The sequence below is a fragment of the Ruminococcus bromii genome (genome assembly GCF_002834225.1).
Classification (GTDB): Bacteria; Bacillota; Clostridia; order Oscillospirales; family Acutalibacteraceae; genus Ruminococcoides; species Ruminococcoides bromii.
Genome location: NZ_NNSR01000046.1, coordinates 1 through 21,774, shown reverse-complemented (window position 1 = coordinate 21,774; position 21,774 = coordinate 1). Strand labels below are relative to the sequence as shown.

Below are 21,774 nucleotides of genomic sequence, written 5' to 3'. Positions count from 1 at the left end.
AATAAAAAAAAAAGAACCGTGCCATAAAAGCACGGTTCTTTTGTTTGTTTAAAAAATCTTATTTATTTTCTTCCATATATTTAAGCTGTTTGTAAATCATATTGGCACACATATACACATTACCACCGCCCATTGTGAGAATGAGGTCACCCTCTTTTGCATTCTTGCAAACATAGTCGGTAATTTCTTCAAATGTGTCAAGACATACAGAACCCGGAACTTTTGCACCGAGGTCAGTAGAATAGATGTTATATGTGTTTGTTTCACGAACAGGTAGAATAGCCGAAATAATTGCCTGATCCGGAATTTTAAGAGCCTCCGCAAAATCGTCAAGGAGCATGGCTGTTCTTGAAAATGTATGCGGCTGGAATATTGCCCAAACCTTGTTAAAGCCCATTTTCATTGCGGCATTGAGTGTTGCGGTAAGTTCTGTGGGATGATGAGCAAAGTCATCGGCAACGGTAATTCCGTCAGGTGTGCCGAGAATTTCAAATCTTCTGTGAACACCGCCGAACTTGTGAAGATTCTCGGAAATTTCCTTCGGAGTAGCGCCAAGATAATGTGCAGTAGCCGCAGCGGCAAGTGCATTATAAATGTTGTGCTTTCCGGGAACGATAAGCTTAATCTGTGTGAGCTTCTCCCCCTTGAAGTAAAGGTCAAACTGCTCGTGAACACCCTTGTCTGCGCTGATGTTTTCAGCTCTGTAATCGCAGTTTTCGCCAAAACCGTAGGTGATTTTCTCAATCTCAACATCCTTTACGGCATCAAGAGTGTTTTCATCGTCACCGTTGATAACAAGCAAGCCTGTTGTCTGATGAGCAAATTTGTTGAATGACTTCTTAATGTTGTCAAGATTCTTGAAGTAGTCAAGATGATCTGCGTCAATATTAAGAATAATCGAAATAAACGGATTGAGCTGTAAAAATGTGTCAACATACTCACAGGCCTCACAAACGATTAAATCGCTGTGACCGACATAGCTGTTACCTCCGATGAACGGAAGTTTTCCGCCGATAATAGCTGACGGATCAAAACCGCTGCCGATAAGCACCTGTGAAAGCATAGCGGTTGTAGTTGTTTTGCCGTGTGTACCCGAAACCGCAATACTTCTTCTGTATCTTCTTGTAACAATACCGAGCATTACGCTTCTTTCAATGCACGGAATACCGAGTTCCTTTGCTGCCTGTCTTTCGGGGTTAGTTTCCTTAACAGCCGCTGAGTAAACAACAAGCTCTGCACCCTTGATATTTTCTGCGGCGTGTCCCATAAATACGGGAATGCCGTAACCCTTAATTCTGTCAAGAGTTTCACCCTCGTTCATATCCGAACCCGAAAGCTCATAACCCTCGTGGTGAAGAATCTCAGCCAGCGGACACATTCCGCTGCCGCCTATACCGATAAAATGTATTCTTTTTATGTTATCCATAAGACTGTCGTAATTCACAATAGTCCACTCCATTCCTGATAAGTATATTTGTCTGTCGGAAAAATCATTCCGCTTTGCCTGTATTTAAGTCGGAACACAGGTTGATTTGCATTCAAAGAGCAATGCCGTGACAGAACTGCAATACTCATATTATAAGACGAATGGACAAAAAAATAAATACCTAATTTGATATTTGTGCAATTTTTGTGTATTGTACGGATACTGTGTTTTAATTGTTGCCAAATTGTAGAGTAAATGCTAAAATAAAGGGGAATAGGATTATAACTAAAAATACACATAAAATGGCAGAGTGATAAAATGACTTTAAAAAAGAACGATATTGTAAACCTTACAATAACTTCGGCAACTGCCGAGGGCAGCGGAGTCGGAAGAACAGATGACGGCATTGCCGTTTTTGTACAGGGTTCTGCAATCGGTGACGAACTCAAGGTGCGTATATTAAAGGTTAAGAAAACCTACGCTTTCGGCAAAATCGAAGAAATTCTCGTTCCGTCCAAGGCGAGAATTACTCCCGACTGCGAAAACTTTATGAAGTGCGGTGGTTGCACATGGCGACATATTTCTTATGAAGAAGAATGCAAAATAAAACAGCAAAGAGTTGAGGATGCCGTAACACGCATCGGCGGTCTTGATAATGTTGTTTTCAAGCCGATAATTTCGTCGGATAATATCACAAGATACCGCAACAAGGCGCAGTATCCTGTCGGTCTTGACCGTGACGGAAATGTTGTGACGGGCTTTTATTCATTCCACAGCCACCGCATAATCAATTGCACCGACTGTATTTTACAGCCCGAAATTTTTGCAAGGGTAATTGAAATCACAAAAGATTTTATCGCAAAAACTAACACGGAAATTTATGATGAAACAACAGGCAAGGGCAGACTTCGCCACATTTATATCAGAATCGGCGAGGTTTCAGGCGAGCTTATGGTGTGCTATGTTGTCAACGCAAACGGTCTTAAACAGGAAGATTTGCTCGTGAAAATGCTCAAATCCGAACTTCCGCAGTTAAAAAGTGTGATTATCAATTCTAACAGAGAAAAAACAAATGTTGTTCTCGGCAGAAAAAACAGAACAATCTACGGAAGTGACTATATTACCGACACACTTTGCGGATTGCAGTTTAAAATTTCACCGTTTTCGTTCTGGCAGATTAACAGAAAACAGGCTGAAAAGCTTTACGGCAAAGCCAAAGAATATGCAAATCTTAAATCTGACGAAATTCTGCTTGATTTATACTGCGGAACGGGTACAATAGGTCTTACAATGGCGGATTCCTGTAAACAGCTTATCGGTGCGGAGATTGTTGAAGATGCCGTGAAAGATGCAAATGAAAATGCAAAAGCAAACGGCATTGAGAACGCACGGTTTATCTGCGGAGATGCCTCAGATGCCGCATTTCAGCTTGAAAAAGAGGGTTTAAAGCCCGACTGCGTAATCCTTGACCCACCGAGAAAAGGTTGCGGCGAAGAGCTTGTAAAGACAATTTCAAGAATGTCGCCGAGCCGTGTAGTCTATGTATCCTGTGACCCCGCAACCCTCGCAAGAGATTTAAAATTCTTCACAGAAAACGGCTACACCCCCAAAGAAATCACCCCCTGCGATATGTTCTCCGGAACCTCCCATGTAGAAAGCGTGGCATTGATTGAAAGAAATTAACAAAATAATATAGAAAAGGATTAAAAATGCAAAATACACTTAAAATAAAACGAACAAAAACAGCTTTGGCATTTAATCTTGCGATTATCGCTTGTGAGATTGCCGCAATAATTATCGTGTTTTTCAAAATAGGCTGCTATCCGCTTGTATATTACACTGAGGACAGCAACCTGTTTGCACTTGTTGCCTGTGCGGTTATGGCAGGCTTTCAGGTGCGATATCTCAAAAGCGGAAAAGAAATTCCGCACTCGGTTCAAATGTTCAAATATATGGCGGCGGCTGTGCTTTCGGTAACATTTATCGTAGTTCTTGCCGTACTTTCCCCGATGCGTGGAGATGGCATAAACGGTTGGCTCTATATGCTTTTTAACAAAGACTTCACCTTTTTACATACTTTGTGTCCGATTCTTACAATTTTATCGTTTGTGCTTTTTGAAAAAGAACCTCACCTTAACACAAAATCAGCTTTCACGGCTACAATCCCTACATTAATATATGCGATTGTGCTTATTATACTTAACATAGTCGGTGCAATTGACGGTCCATACCCGTTTTTGCGTGTGATGAATCAACCGTTGTATATGTCATTTGTTTGGTTCATCGTTATAGTAGGCGGTGCGTTTTTCCTTGCACTCTTACTCCAAAAACTTAATTCAACAGGAAGAAAAAGTAAATAATAGACAACAAGACAGTAAATAGACGAAAATTTCAGATTGGAGTGATTTTTATGAAATACCGCAAGTTGGTGGAGAATGCTAAAAAGCCAAACGGCTTTTGGGGCAAAATGATGATTAAGGCTATGAATAAAGGACATTCAAGCCTCACCTCATGGGGACTTGAACATATGAATATCGAACGCACCGCAACTGTACTTGACATAGGCTGCGGCGGCGGAAAAACCGTTGACCGACTTTGCTCAATTGTTGCCAACGGCAAGGTTTACGGAATCGACTATTCCGAACTCTCGGTAAAATCCTCCGAAAAACTCAATTCAAAAAATATACTCTGCAACAAAGCGAAAATTCTTCAGGCATCAGTATCCGATATGCCTTTTGATGACAATACATTCGACAATATCACGGCAGTTGAAACCTACTACTTCTGGCCTGATAAGGAAAATGATGTAAAAGAAGTTTTTCGTGTTCTCAAAAAGGGCGGAACGGTTATGCTGCTTTTTGAAATGCTCAGAACAGACGATGATCCGTTCAAGTGGGAAAAGGTTGAAAATATGCTGAATATCAAGTCGGTAACTCCGCAGGAAATCAGAGCCGTACTTGAATCTGCAGGCTTTCAAAACATAAACACATACACTAAGGAAGGTACAACATGGCTTTGTGCCACAGCACAAAAACCGAAGGATGATGAAAACTAATGAAGGCTTTGATTACAGGTGCAAGTTCGGGCATAGGAAAAGAAATTGCCCGATATCTTGCAGAACTCGGTTATGACCTTATTCTTGTATCACGCTCAACAGATAAGCTCAATAAGCTGAAAGAGGAACTTTCAAATGTGAATGTCAGGGTAATTACGCTTGATTTTTCACGAGAAAGTGACAGCCTGGATTTGTATGAGCATATTAAGAATGAAAATGAACAGATTGATTTTCTTGTCAACAACGCAGGCTTTGGAGCATACGGAAAATTTTTGGATGTTCCGCTTGAAAGAGAGCTTGAACTCATTCACACAAATGTTTCAACGGTTCACATTCTCACAAAGCTTTTTCTTAAAGATATGGCGGAGAGAAACAGCGGATATATTCTCAATGTAGGTTCTGCCGCAGGATTTCTTGCAGGACCGACATTTGCAAGCTACTATGCGTCAAAGAATTATGTTGTCCGTCTTACTCAGGCAATTCATGAAGAAATGCGTAGGGATAATAAAAATGTCAAGGTTTCCGTACTTTGCCCGGGTCCCGTAAAAACCAACTTCAATAATGTTGCGGATGTAAAATTCTGCATAAGAGGACTTGACCCGAAGTTTGTTGCAAGGTATGCCGTTGACATGACCATGAAGGGCAAAATGATTATCACACCCGGCTTTGAAATGAAAGCGGTGTCCTTCTTCAGACATTTTGCACCCGAAAAACTTCTCACAAGAATTTCTTATAATGTTCAGATGAAGAAAAACGGTATAAAATAATTATCATATAGAAATAGGGGAGGTGACACATTGAGGATAAAATTCGTTGACAAGGCGATAAAACTTTACAAAAGAATAACAGGCAGATTTGAACCGATAACAAGCAAATGCATTCACGATAATATTTTTGCAATTGCCGGACAGTCGGCATTCTTCATCATATTATCGGCTGTGCCGCTCTCAATGTTCTTTGTGTCACTTTTGCAGAACCTGCACATTCCGATTGATTTTGTTTATCACGGACTCAGCAGTGTGTTTTCGTCAAAAATTGCCGATGATTTAACATACTTTCTGACCTCTGCCTATGAAAGTGCTGTGGGAATTTCTCTTGTAACGCTTGTAGTCACTCTGTGGTCGGCGGCACAGGGAATCCACGCAATCACAAACGGTCTTAACAGAATTTATGATGCTTACGAAAACAGAAACTGGTTCTTTTTAAGAATAAGAGCAATGTTCTACACAATTGCATTGTTTGTAATTTTGCTTGCGTCACTTGTACTTATTGTCCTCGGTTCAACAATTAACGATTTCCTTTCACCGCATCTAAAATCATTGCCTGACATAATCGGAATAATCTATCATCTCAGATATATACTTATCTTTATGTTTCTCACGGTATTGTTTGCGCTGATTTACAGGAACTTTCCGAACATCTCACGCAGTGAGCATAAGGAATACGGCTTTAAGTCGCAGCTGCCGGGTGCGTTTCTCTGCACGGTTTCGTGGTATGTGCTTTCGTTCGGTATTTCGGTTTATGTGTCGGATTTCAACGGATTTTCCGTGTACGGAGGTCTTACAAGAATTGCCGTTATTATGATTTGGTTCTACTTTCTTATGGTTTGTCTTATGGTTTGTGCGGAAATCAATTATGTCTATCATGACAGGATAAAGGTATTCACAGTCGCAAAATTTAAAAGAAAGGTAAAAATCAAGGGTTCAGAGCTTAATCAAATAAGAAAAGAAAGAAAAAATAATAAGTCAAATAAAAGTAAATAAATCAAAATAAAACACTTCCGTTCGGTGATACTACCAATGGAGGTGTTTTTTTGTGAAAAGAAAATTTTCTAAAAAGGTGATTTCAATATTGCTCGTATTTGCAATGCTCATTGGCGGAGCGTGTCTTTCATGCACAAGTGCAGCGGCATTTGACCTTGACTATATCAGCGAGGACGGAATGAAGCTCGGTTACAGTATAATCAAGGGCTATTCAAAAATGTCGATGAAAAAAGGTCAGTACAAGGACGGGAAAATTGCCGTTTACTGCGGACTTGATGTGAATAATCTATATGTTATGGGTTCGCTCGGTTGGTTCTATATGACAAACGGTGTTGATCTCGACCGTGCAATGACGGATAACGATTACGCAATGGAGATGATTGCAAAGCTTGATTCGCATCTTCAAGGTGCAGGCATAACAAATGACAGGGCAAAAGAAAAGAAAGCCGAGATTTTAAAGGATGCAAAGTATGTTTATCAATGCTTTGACACATTGGGACTTTACATTGTTGATGTTGACAAAAACAGAGCCGATGAACTCATGAACGACAGCGGTATTGATTTTGTGCTTGACGGCGGTTGCGTTCCCAAAAATATGAAAGACCTCAACATTGACGGAAAAACAGATGAAAAGGACGCTGAGCTTATTCAGAAGTATCTTATCAAAGACCTGACCTTTGACGATTATGACGAAAATCAGTATGCTCTTTTTGTTTGCGATATCAACGGTGACAAAACTCCCGATATTCGTGATGCGACAGAAATCTTAAAAAAGTGACAATTGTCATAATTTGTGCAAAGTGAATATGATTTTAACTGCGACAGCTGTAATTTTAGCTGTCGCTTTTGATTTGTGACAGCAATGTGAAACTTTGAATAATTATTTGTAATTTCTCTTGACATTCAAAATGAAGGTGCTATAATTACTGATACAAATTGTTTTGTATCGAACTATTCTATATAGAACAATATCTCATAAGTGTGATTTCGGAGGTGAAATAATGTGTGATGACAAAAGCGTAAAAAGCTGTAAGTGCAACAAACGCTTTAATGATTCAATCGGTCACGAAATCAAGGTGCTTAATCAGGTTTTGCAGAGAAAGTTAATCTATTCCGCCAAGGATAAGGGAGTGGATAAGCTGACTCTTATGCACGGCTGGATTATTGCATATCTTTATGATCATTGTGATGAAGATGTTTACCAAAAAGATATTGAAAACGCATTTTCAATTGCCCGTTCAACCGTTACAAGTATTCTTAAACTTATGGAAAAGAAAAATTACATAACGAGGGAGAGCGTTGAAAGTGACGCAAGGCTCAAAAAACTTGTCTTGACCGAAACAGGTATTGAACTTCATTACAAAATCGAAAATATGATAACCAAAAACGAAACTTTGCTTGACAGTCTGCTGACAAAAGAAGAAAAGAAACAATTTCTTTTTCTTATAAATAAAATTCTCAGCGGACTTGAAAATGCAAATTAAAACGGAAGGAGATAAGTATGATAAAAACTTTGGCAAAAAATATCAAAGGTTTCGTCAAAGAGTCTGTTCTTACACCGTTCTTTATGATACTCGAAGTTGTTGTTGAAACAATTATCCCATTTCTTATGTCATCAATGATTGATGACGGTATCAACAAGGGCGATATGCAGCACATACTCATAACGGGCGGTTATATGGGCGCACTTGCGCTCACAGGCTTGTTTGCAGGTATGATGGGCGGTATCTACGGTGCAAAAGCTTCGGCCGGCTTTGCAAGAAACCTTAGACGCTCAATGTTTGCGAATATCCAGTCATTCTCGTTTGCCAACATTGATCGTTACTCAACCGCAGGACTTGTTACCCGTATGACAACGGATGTAACAAACCTTCAAAATGCATATCAGATGCTTTTAAGAATGTGTTTCAGAGCGCCTGTATCGCTCATCTGTGCAATGACAATGACATTCATCATCAATGCAAGGCTTGCCTGTATTTATTTCATTGCAACAATTTTACTTTCTGTTGTTCTTGCCTTTATTATGAAGGCAACATACAAGTATTTCAGTCAGGTTTTTGAAAAGTACGATGAACTCAACGCAAGCGTTCAGGAAAATGTAACTTCAATCAGAGTCGTAAAGGCTTTTGTTCGTGAAAAACATGAAGTCGGCAAGTTCCGTAAGGCAGCCGACAATGTTTACAGACTCTTTGTTAAGGCTGAAAATGCAATGGTAACAGTATCACCGATTATGATGGTTACTTCATACGCATCAATCATTCTTGTAAGCTGGTTTGGCGCAAATATGATCGTAAGCAGTGAGCTTACAACAGGTGAACTTACAAGTATGCTCACATATTGTATGAACATTCTTATGAATCTCCTTATGGTGGCAATGGTGTTTGTAATGCTCACAATGAGCATTGCAAGCGGTAAGCGTGTTGCAGGTGTGCTTAATGAAAAATCAACGCTTGCAAATCCCGAAAACCCTGTTTACGAGGTTAAGGACGGAAGCATTGAGTTTGACAATGTTTCATTCTCATACAACACAAAAGCCGAAAAACCGATTCTCAACGATATCAACCTAAAAATCAAATCAGGCGAAACAATCGGTATTATCGGCGGTACGGGTTCTTCAAAAACAAGCCTTGTAAACCTTATTGCAAGACTTTATGATGTAACCGAAGGTTCTGTTAAGGTCGGTGGAAAAGATGTTCGTGACTATGATATCGAAACTCTGCGTGACAAGGTTTCGGTTGTACTCCAGTCGAATGTTCTTTTCAGCGGTACAATCCTTGACAACCTCAGATGGGGCAACGAAAATGCTACAGAGGAAGAATGCGTCAATGCCTGCAAGCTTGCCTGTGCAGATGCGTTTATCGAAAGCTTCCCCGATAAGTACAACACAAAAATCGAACAGGGCGGTACTAATGTTTCGGGCGGTCAGAAACAGCGTCTTTGCATTGCAAGAGCTTTGCTGAAAAATCCAAAAATTCTTATTCTTGATGATTCGACAAGTGCAGTTGATACCGCAACAGACGCAAGTATCCGCAAGGCATTCAGCGAGAATATCCCCGATACTACAAAGCTGATTATTTCACAGCGTGTATCAAGCGTTTCACACGCAGACAAGATTATTGTAATGGATGACGGTGAGATAAGCGCAGTGGGTACTCACGAAGAGCTTATCAAAAACAGTCCGATTTACAATGAAATTTATGTTGCCCAGACAAGCGGCAACGGTGATTTTGATGCGAAAGGAGAGCTGTAATTATGCCGGGACCAATGGGAAGAAGAAACCGAGGACCTGCACAAAAGGTTGAAAATTCAGGTCAGGTTCTTAAAAGACTATTCGGTATTATCTTCAAAAAATATAAATTTCAGATGATTATTGTTTTCGTCTGCATCCTCATCAGCGTACTTGCAAATGTTCAGGGTTCATTGTTTATTCAGAATCTTATTGACGATTACATCACTCCGATGATTCAGAGCGGCAGCCGTGACTTCGGACCGATGCTCGGAGCAATTTTAAGAGTTGCAATCTTCTATGCAATCGGTGCGGCGTCGGCGTTTATCTACGCCAAAATTATGGTTTATGTAACACAGGGTACAATGCGTGATTTGCGTTGTCAGATATTTGAACATATGGAAAGCCTTCCGATAAAATACTTTGACACACACCCTCACGGCGATATCATGAGTGTTTACACAAACGATATTGACACCCTCCGTCAGATGATCAGCCAGAGTATTCCTCAGCTTTTCAACAGCGGAATTACAATCATAGCCGTTCTTGTCAGTATGTTTACACTCAGTATTCCTCTTACAATTCTTACACTTGTAATGGTTGGTGTAATGCTTTTTGTAACAAAACAGCTTGCGTCAAGAAGCGGAAGGTTTTTTGCAAAACAGCAGGCAGACCTCGGTGCGACTAACGGTTACATTGAGGAAATGATGAACGGTCAGAAGGTTGTAAAAGTATTTAACCATGAAAAAAAGAGCATTGAAGAATTCAATGAGCTTAATGACAGGCTTTTCAACAGTTCATACAACGCAAATAAGTTTGCAAATATCCTTATGCCGATTAACGCACAAATCGGTAACATCAGCTATGTACTTTGTGCAATCGTAGGTTGTATCTTTGCTCTCAACAACTTCCTCGGATTTACAATCGGCAAGCTTGTAAGCTTCCTCACATTCAACAAGAGCTTTACCCAGCCTATCAATCAGGTCAGCCAGCAGTTTAACTCAATTGTTATGGCGCTTGCAGGTGCGGACCGTATATTCAAACTTCTTGACGAAGAGCCTGAGGTTGATGACGGATATGTAACACTTGTCAATGTCCGCAAAGAGGGCGAAAAGCTTGTTGAAACAGAGGAAAAAACAGGTATGTGGGCTTGGAAGCATACCCACAGTGAAACAGGCAAAACAGAGTACCGTGAACTCAAGGGTGCGCTTGTTATGGACGATGTTGACTTTGGCTACACGGATGATAAAATCGTTCTTCACAATATTGATTTGTACGCAGAACCCGGTCAGAAGATTGCGTTTGTCGGTTCAACAGGTGCAGGCAAAACAACAATCACAAACCTTATTAACCGATTCTACGATATTCAGGACGGTAAAATCCGTTATGACGGAATCAATATCAACAAAATCAAAAAAGGCGACCTTCGCCGTTCACTCGGTATAGTTTTACAGGATACGCACCTGTTCACGGATACCGTAATGGAAAATATCCGCTACGGCAGACTTGACGCAACAGACGAGGAGGTTATCGCAGCGGCAAAGCTTGCCAATGCAGACAGCTTTATCAGAAAACTTCCTGACGGCTACAACACCCTGCTCAAAGGTGACGGCGGCAACCTCAGTCAGGGACAGCGCCAGATGCTTGCAATTGCAAGAGCCGCTGTTGCAGATCCGCCCGCACTTATCCTTGACGAGGCTACAAGCTCAATTGATACCCGTACCGAAAAGATGGTTCAGGACAGTATGGACAGGCTTATGAGCGGCAGAACAACCTTTGTTATTGCCCACAGACTTTCTACAATCAAAAATTCAGACTGTATTATGGTTCTTGAAAACGGCAGAATCATCGAGCGTGGTTCACACGAACGGCTTCTTGAACAAAAGGGCAGATACTATCAGCTTTATACAGGCAAAACCGCATAATGATAATCGAAAGGGGAGAGTCGCAAAGGCTCTCCTTTTTCTGTTCTTGAAATATTGACTTGTTTATTGTACAATAATATTCGGAATTGTGAGGTGTTAAAAATTAAAATTAATTCAAAATTAATATTAATATTAAAGCTTACTGCATTGTTTGCGGTAATCTGTCTTGCACTTTGTTCGTGTTCAATCAATATCAATGTGAACGGTTCCGATTTTGAAAGCAAAACAACTGTTTCGGAAATCGGAACTTTATCGGTTCATTACCTTGATGTCGGGCAGGGCGACAGCATATTCATTGAACTGCCGAATCAAAAGTGTATGCTGATTGACGCAGGCGAGAATATGTACGGCAAAAGTATTACCGAATATATCAATAATCTCGGATACACAAGGATTGATTATCTCGTAGCAACTCACCCTCACGCAGACCATATCGGTTCAATGGCTTATGTTGTAAAGCATAATAATATCGGCGAAATCTATATGCCTAAGGTTACAACCACAACCAAGACCTATGAGAATCTGCTCACGGCAATTGCAGACAAGGGACTTAAAGTCAAGTCAGCCAAAGCAGGTATGAATATTATTGATGACAACGATTTCAACATAAATATTCTTGCTCCCGTAAAGATTGACGAGGATAATCTGAACAATTGCTCGATAATTCTTAAAATGAATTATAAAAATGACAGTTTTCTGTTTCTCGGAGATGCCGAAAAGAAAGAGCTTGAAACCGTTACGGCAGATATGAGTGCAGAAGTTCTTAAAGTAGGTCATCACGGAAGCAGAACATCAACAACAAAAGCGTTGCTTGAAAAGGTAAATCCTAAATATGCGGTTATTTCACTCGGAAAGGACAACAGCTACGGACATCCGCACAAAAGCACATTAAAACTGCTTGATAAATTCGGAGTTGAAACATACAGAACCGATGAAAACGGAACAGTTGTTATTTCAACCGAGGGTTCAGGTGTGACAATCAAAACGGGACAAACTTCAATGAAAAGGGATGAATAAGCTTGAAAAAATTTATTGTTGACAGAATAGAAGGCGACAAGGCTGTTCTCGAATGTGAAAACGGCGATATGGTGAATCTTGAACTTAAAGCCCTGCCGAAAAATATCAAAGAAGGCGATGTAATCAACTTTCAGGAAAACAGTTATTTTCTGAACAGCGATGAAACAAAAGCCAGAAAAGAAAAAATTAAAAATCTGATGAATTCGCTTTTTGAAGATTAAAAATCATGCAAAAACAAAAATGCTCTGTACCAAATCAAACGGTACAGAGCATTTTTATTTGTAATTGTGTAATCAATGTGTGTTGTCTGCTGTAAGTGACCTTCTGAAAATATGTCTGAAAATGAATCTGACAATCGGGCCTGCAAAAAACAACTGCCAGCAAAGTGCCATAGGGAAGTTGAGTGCGGTAGTTTCAAGCCATACCGAAATAACCTCAACACCCGCATTTTTGAAAATAAGAGTGGCAGCAAGGCTCATAAGAGGACACATAAAGACAACTGAAATTGCAGAAATTGCGAGTACAAGGAAGAAAGGATTATCCTTTGCAGGGTTTACAATCTTAAAAGCAAGCTTTTTGGCAATGTGACCGATAATGAAAAAATCAAGAATAAATGCAATCGGTCCCATAAAAGAAAGTTCTTTGAAGGCGGAAAGAAAAACTTCGTTTTTCATTTCGCCGATATTAAGAGCTGTGTTGTAGCAAATCATGGCATAAACCATAAAGAACACCATGATAATCGTAAAAATAACTTCCTGAAATTTAGTTTTTGGCATAAAAAATCTCCTTTATAAAAATGATAACTTAGTAAACATATAAGTGTTGTTCGTTATCATTTCCTTAAGGAGAAATGTGCGTTTCCAATTAAACCATTATATATTTCAGAGATTATACTATAATTTTTTTATTTTGTCAACTTCAAAAAAATTTCATTGCAATTACTCTGTTTAATACATTTTGTGACACTTTTATTACAATTCAGATTCATTTCTCGGTGGATTTTTACTTTGAAATTTGGTATAATACATATGATTGTGATGAAAATTATACTTAAACTTGCGGTTCTGTTCAGAAAGGGTATTTTTACTATGGGTGCATCAATTTATATTGCGGATGATGAAAAGAACATTCGTGACCTTATTACAAAGTTTCTTGAGAGTGACGGTTACAGCGTTACCGCATTTGAAACGGGTGACGAGCTTATGGCGGAATTTCTTAAAAACCCGTGTGAACTTGTAATTCTTGATATAATGATGCCCGGAACAGACGGCTTGACAATATGCCGTCAGCTGAGAACGGTAACTGATGTTCCTATAATTATGCTCACGGCAAAGGATTCCGAATATGACTATGTAAGAGGCATAACCCTCGGCAGTGACGATTATCTTACAAAGCCGTTCAGACTTACAACCCTTTTAATGAGAGTAAAATCCCTTTTAAGACGAATGGATATGAACACCAAAAAGGTGACAGGTCAGGAGCTTTCGGATATTGAGGCAGGCAACCTTAGATTTTCAGCACAGGAAAACTGCCTTTATTGCAAGGGCAAGCCTGTTGCTTTGAGCAAGACAGAGCTTAAAATGCTCACATATATGTTAAAAGACCCGAAAAAGGCATTTCCAAGAGAAGAAATTCTTGATGGTGTGTGGGGATTCGATACCGAAGTTGAAACCCGTGTAACAGATGAAACCTTGCGAAGAATACGCAGAAAATTAAGCCTTGCCGGCAGTAATGTCAGCATAGGCACAATATGGGGCTTCGGTTACAGAATAAGCATTGCGGAGGATAAAAAGTGAAACACATAAAATTCCGTATATTGATTATTGTATGGTCGTCAATGATTTTACTTTTTTTCGCATTTGCAGGAATTTTAAATATAGTTTTGCCGTCCCACTTCGTAAGTGAGGCAGAAGACGCTCTGGAATACGAAATTGATTATCGGTATTATATTTCTAACAGCAACGATGAGAGTGAAGATGATTCTTCGGATTATTATGAAGAAGATTCCAATGAAGAATCAACTGAAGAATCAACTCTTCAAAAAAAGTTTGAGAGCGGTTATCAGGATTCGTATTTTACCTCGGATATTTACTATATTGATGTAACAGATGCTCTTAATGATAAAAATACCTCCGAGGGCAACAGCCTTGTCGGCTCAAATTCAACTTCATTAAAAAGTACATACGAACTCACTGAATGGGTTAAGAATCACAATATATCCGAAGAACAAATATATACACTTCAAACAGACAACGGCTATTATATATTTACCGTTTATGAAGAACCGCAGAATTATGATTATTGGGACGACGCAGAATCCGATGAAAACGATTCGCCCGTGTATTTAATGTACATAAATATCGACCATATCGTAAAATATACCCGTTCGCTCAATTGGCTTATTTCGGCAATTTTTCTTTGCGCAATTGTTGTGATGAGCATAATCGGTTACAGACTCGGCGTTAAAATCGAGGAATCACAGAAAACTCAGCGCAGATTCTTTCAAAACTCTTCTCACGAACTCAAAACTCCTCTTATGGCAATTCAAGGCTATGCCGAGGGTATTGAAATGGATGTTGTAGATCCGCAGAATGCCGCAGGCATAATTATGCAGGAAACCGAGAGAATGACAGGTCTTGTTGAGGAAATTCTTTCAATTTCAAAAATTGATTCACGACATTTTAAGCTTGACCTTGTAAAGATTGACATAAAAGAGGTTCTCTATGATTGCTTCCGCTCACTCGATGCGGTTCAGCAGATGAACGGTGTAAGCATTGTTCCTGAATTTCCCGATGAGGTAATCACGGTAAAATGTGATGAATATCTGATGGCAAGAGCATTTCGTAATATCATTGTGAACGGTCTGAAATATTCAAAAAAGAAAATTACAGTGATTATTGAAACTAATCCAAAGTATGTTTATATCAGGTTCAAGGATGACGGCAAAGGTATTGACCGTGACGATATTGAACATATTTTTGACAGGTTTTATAAAGGTAGTGACGGCGGAACGGGTATTGGACTTTCACTTGCAAAGGAGATTATTCATCTGCACAAGGGCAACGTAACAGCGTATAACTACCTTGACGGTGCTGTATTTGAAGTGAAACTGCCGATTGTTGACTGATTATTTGTGCAAATTGCTGAAAATATAAATAATTACTTACTTGTGACATTTTTGTGATACTTTTTGACGAATTTTGTGGTATCATATTAGTGCGTTTGCAATATGCAATATATAATATTTGGTTAACGAATTTATAATTTGATAATTAATATACAAATATATAATGAGGTGCAGCTATGAACAGCAGTGTGCTGGCTTATCTTGAAAACTCTGCCGACTGTTTTCCCGACAAATGTGCGGTAACTGACGAAAAGATTTCCTATACATATTCTGAACTTGTAAAACTCAGCTCTTCTGTCGGAACCGCCCTTTCTGAACTTATCGCATCGGGAGATGCAGTAGGCGTATATATGGAAAAATGTGCTGATGCGGTAGCGGCATTTTTTGCTGCCGTGTACGCAGGCGGATTTTATTCTGTTCTCAACACGGAGCTTCCGCAGAACAGACTTCAGACCACAGTTTCCGTACTCAATCCAAGGGTGATTGTAACTTCTGAAAGCTTGCTTGAAACAGCAAAAGAATATTTTTCTGAAAGAAAAATTGTGACCTTTGAAGATTTGGCAAAATCGGAACCTGATTATGCAAAGCTTGGCGAAATCCGCAGCCATAAAATTGACACAGATCCGCTCTACATCAACTTTACTTCGGGTTCAACAGGCACTCCAAAGGGAATTGTTGTGTGTCACAGAAGTGTAATTGACTTTATTGACCATTTTACCGAAATATTCGGCATTGATAATAACGATGTAATAGCAAATCAAGCACCGTTTGATTTTGATGTGTCCGTCAAGGATATCTATTCGGCTGTTAAAACAGGCGCAACTCTTGTTGTTGTGCCGAGGAGAATGTTCTCCGCTCCTGCCGAACTCATTGACTTCATATGTGACCGCAGGGTTACTGTTATGATATGGGCTGTTTCGGCTCTCTGCCTTATCAGCACATTCCATGCGCTTGACTACAGAACTCCCGAAACTGTTAATAAGATTCTTTTCAGCGGTGAGGTTATGCCGCTCAAGGCGCTTAAAAATTTCCGTTCACATCTTCCAAATGCGAAGTATGTCAACCTTTACGGCCCGACGGAAATCACCTGCAACTGCACATACCATATTCTCGACAACGATTGCGACTATGCAGACGGTATTCCGATAGGCAAACCGTTCCCCAATGAAGATGTTATTCTTCTTGATGAGAATAATAACAGAATTTCAGAGGTTGGCAAAGTCGGTGAAATCTGCGTGAGAGGTACTGCTCTTGCACTCGGTTACTACTCAAATCCCGAACAGAATGCAAAGGCTTTTGTTCAGAATCCCCTTAATCCGCATTATCCCGAACTGATTTACAGAACAGGCGACCTTGCAAGATACAACGAAAACGGCGAACTTGTTTTCAGCGGAAGAAAGGATTTTCAGATTAAATATATGGGACATCGCATAGAGCTTGAGGAAATCGAGCGTGAGATGTCGGCTGTTGACGGTGTTGAGCAATGCTGTTGTATTTTTGATGAGAAAAAATCAAGGCTCAAGGGCTTTTTCGTAGGCTCAATTGAAAAGGACGAGCTTGCCACATCAATGTCAAGGGATTTGCCTGCGTTTATGATTCCGGGCGTTATCCGCAAGGTTGATGAAATGCCGCTAACAAAGAACGGCAAAATTGACCGTAAAAAGCTTGCTGAAATTGCAGGGGGCAGAAGAAAATGAACGAAATATTAAAGCAGAACAAAACTGCATTCTATGTTTTTGATGTAAAAACTCTCAAAGACAGAGTAGCATATCTCAGAAAAATGCTTCCCGAAAATGTTGCAGTCTGCTATGCAATCAAGGCGAACACATTCATTACGGCAGAACTTGAAAATGATGTTGACCGCTTTGAAATCTGCTCACCCGGTGAGGCTGAAATCTGCGATTTACTTGATATTCCCGATGAAATGATGGTGATTTCGGGTGTGTACAAAACTCCCGAAGTTATGGAAAATATGGTTGCAAACGGAAAATGCGACAGAATATTCACCGTAGAGTCACTTACACAGTTTAATCTTTTCAAAGAATTGTCCGAAAAATATAAAAAGAAAATTTCTTTGCTTTTAAGACTTACAAACGGAAGTCAGTTCGGAATCAATTCCGATGAAATCGAAGAAATTATCTCAAAAAGAAATGAATTTGAATATCTCGACATACTCGGTATTCAGTTCTTTTCAGGAACACAGAAAACTTCTCTTAAAAAACTTAAGAGAGAAATTGACAAACTTGACAATCTTCTTATTCTTCTCAAAGAGAAATATGATTATACCGCAGAAGAGCTTGAATACGGCACGGGATTCCCTGCAGCCTATTTCAAGGAAGATAATATAAATGAGGACGAGCTTATCGGCGGATTTGCACAGCTTTTGAATGAGATGACTTCAAAGCCTAAAATCACGCTTGAACTCGGACGAAGCATTGCCGCAGCCTGCGGTAAATATTACACGCATATCGTTGACAAAAAATGCAACAAAGGAGAGAACTACCTCCTTGTTGACGGCGGAATGAACCATATTGTGTACTACGGTCAGCATATGGCTATGAAACAGCCGTACCTTTCGGTTTGCGGAAAAGAAACCGAGCCGTGTACCGAATCGTGGAACATCTGCGGTTCACTTTGTTCAATGAATGATATAATCGCAAAACAGATTTCTTTGCCTGATATTGAAATCGGTGATGTAATTTGTTTTGAAAATACAGGCGCTTATTGTATGACAGAGGGAATTTCTTTGTTTTTAAGTCGTGATATTCCCTCGGTTTATATAAAAAAGGAGGACGGAACATATCTTTGCGTCCGTGATTCCTTTGAAACATTTAATTTAAACAAACCCAATTACAGAAAGGAAACGAATTAAAATGGATGAACTTATTGAGATTTTAGAGGACATTAAACCCGATGTAGATTACGAAGGCTGCGAAAACCTTATTGACGGTCACTATCTTGACTCTCTTTCAATTATTTCTCTTATTGCCGAGATTGAGGACGCTTTTGATGTGACAGTTCCTGCAGTGGAGGTTGTTCCCGCAAACTTTAATTCAGTAAAGGCAATGTGGAGTATGATTGAAAGACTCCAAGAGGAGGAATAAGATGGATCTTCCATCATTACTGATGGCGGGCAGTCTTGACACGCTTACCTCATATTTTTCGGTAGCGTTTCTTGTTATGTTTCTGCCTGTTTCAGTTGTTGTGTATGCTGTTATACCGCAGAGAGCGAGAAGGTATTTTCTGCTTATTGCAAGCTTTGCGTTCTTCTGGCTCATAAGCGGAGAGTTAATCGCCTATCTGATTTTGATAATAATGGGCGTTCATTATTTCGGCTTATGGCTTGACAGAATACAAACTCAAAAAAGTGCGGCGCTCAAGACTGTGCCTAAAGAGGAGAAAAAAGCTCTTAAAAAGGTTTATCTCCACCGCAGTCGCAGAGTTCTGCTCTTTGCCGCCGTACTTATGATTGGCGGTTTGTTAGTGATAAAATACTCACCGTTTTTCACAACAAATATAAATTCGCTGTTGTCGCTTTTAAATATTCCGATTCAGTTTGATATTCCGAGTTATATAATGCCGATTGGTATTTCATTCTTTACTTTGCAGGCTGTATCGTACCTATTTGATGTTTACAGAGGACTTATTAAAGCCGATGACAACATATTAAGACTTGCATTGTTTATGTCTTTCTTTCCGCAGATTGTAGAAGGTCCTATCTGCCGTTACGGTCAGACAGCCGACCAGCTGTGGAATGTAAAGCAAATTGAGTTTGAAAACCTAAAACTCGGTGCAGTCCGTATTCTTTTCGGCCTTATGAAAAAACTCGTAATCGCCGACAGACTTAATCCTATGATTAAGCAGATTTTCAGCCATTACGATGACTATCAGGGCGGAATAATCGCTCTCGGAGCAATTGCCTATACAATCCAGCTATATTGCGATTTCTCCGGTACAATGGACGCAGTAATGGGTGTTGCTCAGATTTTCGGAATTACAATGCCCGAAAACTTTGAAAGACCTTTCTTTTCAAAATCAATTTCAGAATTTTGGAAAAGGTGGCATATTACACTCGGCACATGGTTCAAGGATTATATCTTCTATCCCGTCACCATGTCAAAGCCGATGAAAAATCTTACATCTTCCGCACGCAAAAAGCTCGGCAACCACTTTGGCCCGTTGCTTGCAGGAAGTATAGCGTTGTTCTGTGTTTGGTTCTGCAACGGACTGTGGCACGGTTCTGCGTGGGGCTACATATTCTTCGGTATGTACCACTTTGTGCTTATCCTGTCGGGCAATATCATTGCGCCTGCGGTTACCGCATTCAATAAAAAGCTTCATATCAATTCCGAATGCTTTGCATACAGAGTGTTCCAGATAGTTCGTACAGGAATACTTGTTGTTATCGGCGAAATGTTTTTCAGAGCAGAAAGACTTACAACAGGTCTTTCAATGTTCGGAAAAATGGTGACCGATTTCAGCTTTTCAAGTCTTAACTATGAGCTTATGAAAAAGCTTAAAATTGATATGCATGATGTTATGATCGTACTTATTGCGCTTGCATTTATTTTTGTAATAAGCGTTCTCAATGAAAAGGGAATATGTGTGCGTGGCGCAATTGCAAAGAGAAATGTTGTTATAAGATGGGCGGCTGTTTACGCTCTTATTATGTTCATCATAATCTTCGGTGCTTACGGCAAGGGCTATGTTGCCGTTGATCCGATTTATGCGAACTTCTAAGGAGGTCTGATTATGAAGAAAATAATTAAGAGAATTGTCAGCTGTGTCCTGTTTGTTGCAATACTTCTCGGATTACTTCAGGTGTCCTCACTCATATTTCAGCCAAAGTCAAATGACAAGGCGGCAGGTATCCATTATCCGAGAGCAAACGGTATTTTCAGCGAACCTAAAGACAGTATTGATACTGTATTTATCGGTGACAGTGAGGTGTATCATTCGTTCATTCCGCTCTATATCTGGAGAGATTACGGAATTACCTCGTATGATGTTTCTTCTCCGGCTCAAAAGCTTGTGTACTCAATGGAATTTTTGAAAAAAACTTTTGAAAAACAAAGTCCGAAGATTGTGTTCCTTGAAACCAATGCGATTTTCAGAAAATCTTATTTTGAGGATGAAATCACATATAAGGCAGAGCAGATTTTCCCTGTGTTCAGATATCATGACCGCTGGAAGAATCTTCAGCTCAAGGATTTTTCGGCTACAGTTGAATATACTGCGAACGAGAATAACAAAGGTTATTACTTTACTAAAAAGTCTAAGCCTGCGACAGATAAGGCTATCAAGAAATATATGAAGTATTCCGATGTTTCTGCACCGATACTTTCTACCAACAAAAAGTATCTCAAAGAAATTGCAAAATTCTGTAAAAAGCACGGTACAAAACTTGTGCTGATAAGTACCCCAAGCACAAAAAACTGGAACTACCAGCGACATAACACTATGGAAGCAATTTCAAAGGATCTCGGTGTTGATTATATCGATACCAATCTTCTCCGTGACGATATCCCGATTGATTGGAAAAAGGATACAAAGGATAAGGGCGATCACCTTAACTACAAAGGTGCTGTGAAGGTGACAAATTATATCGGAAAGTATCTTGACGATACAAAGCTCTTTAAAGATAAGCGTAACGATCCGTCATACGATAACTGGAATACCTGTCTTGATAAATTTGAAAAGCAGGTAAAAAAGGGTACAAGTTAGGAAAACTGATCTATTTAGAATCTAAAATCTTTCCCCTGTGTTGCAATTCAATGCAGGGGAAAGAAATATTAAAAAACTTTTAAAAAAGTATTGACAAAATTACAGTTTTACCGTATAATCAATACTGCTCACGAAAAAAGTGAGAGATAAATGCGAGTGTGCTGGAATAGGCAGACAGGCACGTTTGAGGGGCGTGTGTTTCACGACGTACGGGTTCAAGTCCCGTCACTCGCACCATAGAAAAGACTTGATACCTTGCGTATCAAGTCTTTTCTATTTTATGCAAGCAAGCGATGCCGGGACTTGAAGGCGACCGTTAAGAAAACAGTCCTGTGGACTGTTTTTAGGGAGAGCGTTGATGAAAGTATGATGATGAACAAGCCGCATTGGCGAGGACGGAAGTTTGACAAATAGCAATCACCGTCACTCGCAGTTACCGCTATAACAAATTGCAATAGGAAAAATGATAGGACTTGAGGTAGCCTTGCGACCGCCGCCTGTGGCGGAAAAA

20 protein-coding genes and 1 tRNA gene are annotated in these 21,774 nt (G+C 39.8%); 19 read left to right on the top strand and 2 right to left on the bottom strand.

Going from position 1 to position 21,774, the window contains the following annotated elements; translation table 11 throughout:
• Positions 1–58: 58 nt before the first annotated feature.
• The gene (gene murC / locus RBATCC27255_RS05105) at positions 59–1,459 is read right to left on the bottom strand and encodes a UDP-N-acetylmuramate--L-alanine ligase (RefSeq protein WP_242958578.1); all 1,401 of its coding nucleotides are present in this window, start codon (positions 1,457–1,459) and stop codon (positions 59–61) included.
• Between the two features lie 285 nt (positions 1,460–1,744).
• Here murC and rlmD point away from each other — a divergent pair, with 285 nt between their 5' ends.
• From rlmD to RBATCC27255_RS05050, 11 genes are all read left to right on the top strand, one after another.
• Positions 1,745–3,109 (top strand): 23S rRNA (uracil(1939)-C(5))-methyltransferase RlmD, encoded by a 1,365-nt coding sequence (gene rlmD / locus RBATCC27255_RS05100; protein ID WP_101029020.1) that lies wholly within the window; start codon positions 1,745–1,747, stop codon positions 3,107–3,109.
• 65 nt (positions 3,110–3,174) lie between these two features.
• Positions 3,175–3,786: a hypothetical protein gene (locus RBATCC27255_RS05095; protein ID WP_169923261.1), complete on the top strand. Its 612-nt coding sequence runs from the start codon at positions 3,175–3,177 to the stop codon at positions 3,784–3,786.
• 50 nt (positions 3,787–3,836) lie between these two features.
• Positions 3,837–4,481: a class I SAM-dependent methyltransferase gene (locus tag RBATCC27255_RS05090; protein ID WP_101029018.1), complete on the top strand. Its 645-nt coding sequence runs from the start codon at positions 3,837–3,839 to the stop codon at positions 4,479–4,481.
• The gene (locus tag RBATCC27255_RS05085; RefSeq protein ID WP_101029017.1) at positions 4,481–5,248 is read left to right on the top strand and encodes an SDR family NAD(P)-dependent oxidoreductase; all 768 of its coding nucleotides are present in this window, start codon (positions 4,481–4,483) and stop codon (positions 5,246–5,248) included. Before RBATCC27255_RS05090 ends, RBATCC27255_RS05085 begins: the two co-directional genes overlap by 1 nt.
• A 30-nt stretch (positions 5,249–5,278) precedes the next feature.
• On the top strand, positions 5,279–6,244 hold the full coding sequence (locus tag RBATCC27255_RS05080) for a YihY/virulence factor BrkB family protein (protein ID WP_101029016.1): 966 nt from the start codon (positions 5,279–5,281) through the stop codon (positions 6,242–6,244).
• Positions 6,245–6,296: 52 nt separating this feature from the next.
• A complete protein-coding gene (locus RBATCC27255_RS05075; RefSeq protein WP_101029015.1) occupies positions 6,297–7,022 on the top strand; it encodes a hypothetical protein in 726 nt (241 codons plus the stop codon).
• A 223-nt stretch (positions 7,023–7,245) separates the two neighbouring features.
• Positions 7,246–7,728, top strand: coding sequence for a MarR family winged helix-turn-helix transcriptional regulator (locus tag RBATCC27255_RS05070; RefSeq protein WP_015523669.1), 483 nt, complete (start codon positions 7,246–7,248; stop codon positions 7,726–7,728).
• Positions 7,729–7,745: 17 nt separating this feature from the next.
• Entirely contained in the window at positions 7,746–9,494 is a 1,749-nt protein-coding gene (locus RBATCC27255_RS05065) for an ABC transporter ATP-binding protein (protein ID WP_101029014.1), read from the top strand.
• A gap of 2 nt (positions 9,495–9,496) precedes the next feature.
• Positions 9,497–11,395: an ABC transporter ATP-binding protein gene (locus tag RBATCC27255_RS05060; RefSeq protein WP_101029013.1), complete on the top strand. Its 1,899-nt coding sequence runs from the start codon at positions 9,497–9,499 to the stop codon at positions 11,393–11,395.
• A gap of 93 nt (positions 11,396–11,488) precedes the next feature.
• Positions 11,489–12,412, top strand: a complete 924-nt coding sequence (locus RBATCC27255_RS05055; protein WP_169923260.1) for a ComEC/Rec2 family competence protein — start codon at positions 11,489–11,491, stop codon at positions 12,410–12,412.
• Positions 12,413–12,414: 2 nt separating this feature from the next.
• The gene (locus RBATCC27255_RS05050) at positions 12,415–12,633 is read left to right on the top strand and encodes a DUF3006 domain-containing protein (RefSeq protein ID WP_021883312.1); all 219 of its coding nucleotides are present in this window, start codon (positions 12,415–12,417) and stop codon (positions 12,631–12,633) included.
• Between the two features lie 72 nt (positions 12,634–12,705).
• Here RBATCC27255_RS05050 and RBATCC27255_RS05045 read toward each other — a convergent pair whose 3' ends face one another.
• Positions 12,706–13,188, bottom strand: a complete 483-nt coding sequence (locus RBATCC27255_RS05045; RefSeq protein WP_101029010.1) for a DUF2798 domain-containing protein — start codon at positions 13,186–13,188, stop codon at positions 12,706–12,708.
• A gap of 231 nt (positions 13,189–13,419) precedes the next feature.
• Here RBATCC27255_RS05045 and RBATCC27255_RS05040 point away from each other — a divergent pair, with 231 nt between their 5' ends.
• From RBATCC27255_RS05040 to RBATCC27255_RS05005, 8 genes are all read left to right on the top strand, one after another.
• Positions 13,420–14,208 carry a response regulator transcription factor gene (locus RBATCC27255_RS05040; RefSeq protein WP_242958577.1) on the top strand — a complete coding sequence of 263 codons (789 nt, stop codon included), beginning with the start codon at positions 13,420–13,422 and terminating at the stop codon, positions 14,206–14,208.
• Complete coding sequence (locus RBATCC27255_RS05035; protein ID WP_101029009.1) at positions 14,205–15,539, top strand: sensor histidine kinase; 1,335 nt, start codon at positions 14,205–14,207, stop codon at positions 15,537–15,539. Before RBATCC27255_RS05040 ends, RBATCC27255_RS05035 begins: the two co-directional genes overlap by 4 nt.
• A gap of 176 nt (positions 15,540–15,715) precedes the next feature.
• Complete coding sequence (locus RBATCC27255_RS05030) at positions 15,716–17,236, top strand: amino acid adenylation domain-containing protein (RefSeq protein ID WP_101029008.1); 1,521 nt, start codon at positions 15,716–15,718, stop codon at positions 17,234–17,236.
• On the top strand, positions 17,233–18,411 hold the full coding sequence (locus RBATCC27255_RS05025; protein WP_101029007.1) for a diaminopimelate decarboxylase family protein: 1,179 nt from the start codon (positions 17,233–17,235) through the stop codon (positions 18,409–18,411). The genes RBATCC27255_RS05030 and RBATCC27255_RS05025 overlap by 4 nt, the downstream gene beginning before the upstream one ends.
• 1 nt (position 18,412) lies before the next feature.
• Entirely contained in the window at positions 18,413–18,643 is a 231-nt protein-coding gene (locus tag RBATCC27255_RS05020; protein ID WP_015523676.1) for a phosphopantetheine-binding protein, read from the top strand.
• 1 nt (position 18,644) lies between these two features.
• Entirely contained in the window at positions 18,645–20,279 is a 1,635-nt protein-coding gene (locus tag RBATCC27255_RS05015) for an MBOAT family O-acyltransferase (protein WP_101029006.1), read from the top strand.
• A 12-nt stretch (positions 20,280–20,291) separates the two neighbouring features.
• Positions 20,292–21,263 (top strand): hypothetical protein, encoded by a 972-nt coding sequence (locus RBATCC27255_RS05010; protein WP_101029005.1) that lies wholly within the window; start codon positions 20,292–20,294, stop codon positions 21,261–21,263.
• A gap of 152 nt (positions 21,264–21,415) precedes the next feature.
• Positions 21,416–21,500 (top strand) — tRNA-Leu (locus RBATCC27255_RS05005).
• Positions 21,501–21,774 lie beyond the last annotated feature (274 nt).

Bases quoted from the DNA above. Each gene is read 5' to 3' on its own strand.
- murC (WP_242958578.1), bottom strand. From the start codon at position 1,459: ATGGAGTGGACTATTGTGAATTACGACAGTCTTATGGATAACATAAAA.
- rlmD (WP_101029020.1), top strand. From the start codon at position 1,745: ATGACTTTAAAAAAGAACGATATTGTAAACCTTACAATAACTTCGGCA.
- RBATCC27255_RS05090 (WP_101029018.1), top strand. From the start codon at position 3,837: ATGAAATACCGCAAGTTGGTGGAGAATGCTAAAAAGCCAAACGGCTTT.
- RBATCC27255_RS05085 (WP_101029017.1), top strand. From the start codon at position 4,481: ATGAAGGCTTTGATTACAGGTGCAAGTTCGGGCATAGGAAAAGAAATT.
- RBATCC27255_RS05070 (WP_015523669.1), top strand. From the start codon at position 7,246: ATGTGTGATGACAAAAGCGTAAAAAGCTGTAAGTGCAACAAACGCTTT.
- RBATCC27255_RS05065 (WP_101029014.1), top strand. From the start codon at position 7,746: ATGATAAAAACTTTGGCAAAAAATATCAAAGGTTTCGTCAAAGAGTCT.
- RBATCC27255_RS05060 (WP_101029013.1), top strand. From the start codon at position 9,497: ATGCCGGGACCAATGGGAAGAAGAAACCGAGGACCTGCACAAAAGGTT.
- RBATCC27255_RS05045 (WP_101029010.1), bottom strand. From the start codon at position 13,188: ATGCCAAAAACTAAATTTCAGGAAGTTATTTTTACGATTATCATGGTG.
- RBATCC27255_RS05030 (WP_101029008.1), top strand. From the start codon at position 15,716: ATGAACAGCAGTGTGCTGGCTTATCTTGAAAACTCTGCCGACTGTTTT.
- RBATCC27255_RS05025 (WP_101029007.1), top strand. From the start codon at position 17,233: ATGAACGAAATATTAAAGCAGAACAAAACTGCATTCTATGTTTTTGAT.
- RBATCC27255_RS05020 (WP_015523676.1), top strand. From the start codon at position 18,413: ATGGATGAACTTATTGAGATTTTAGAGGACATTAAACCCGATGTAGAT.
- RBATCC27255_RS05015 (WP_101029006.1), top strand. From the start codon at position 18,645: ATGGATCTTCCATCATTACTGATGGCGGGCAGTCTTGACACGCTTACC.
- RBATCC27255_RS05010 (WP_101029005.1), top strand. From the start codon at position 20,292: ATGAAGAAAATAATTAAGAGAATTGTCAGCTGTGTCCTGTTTGTTGCA.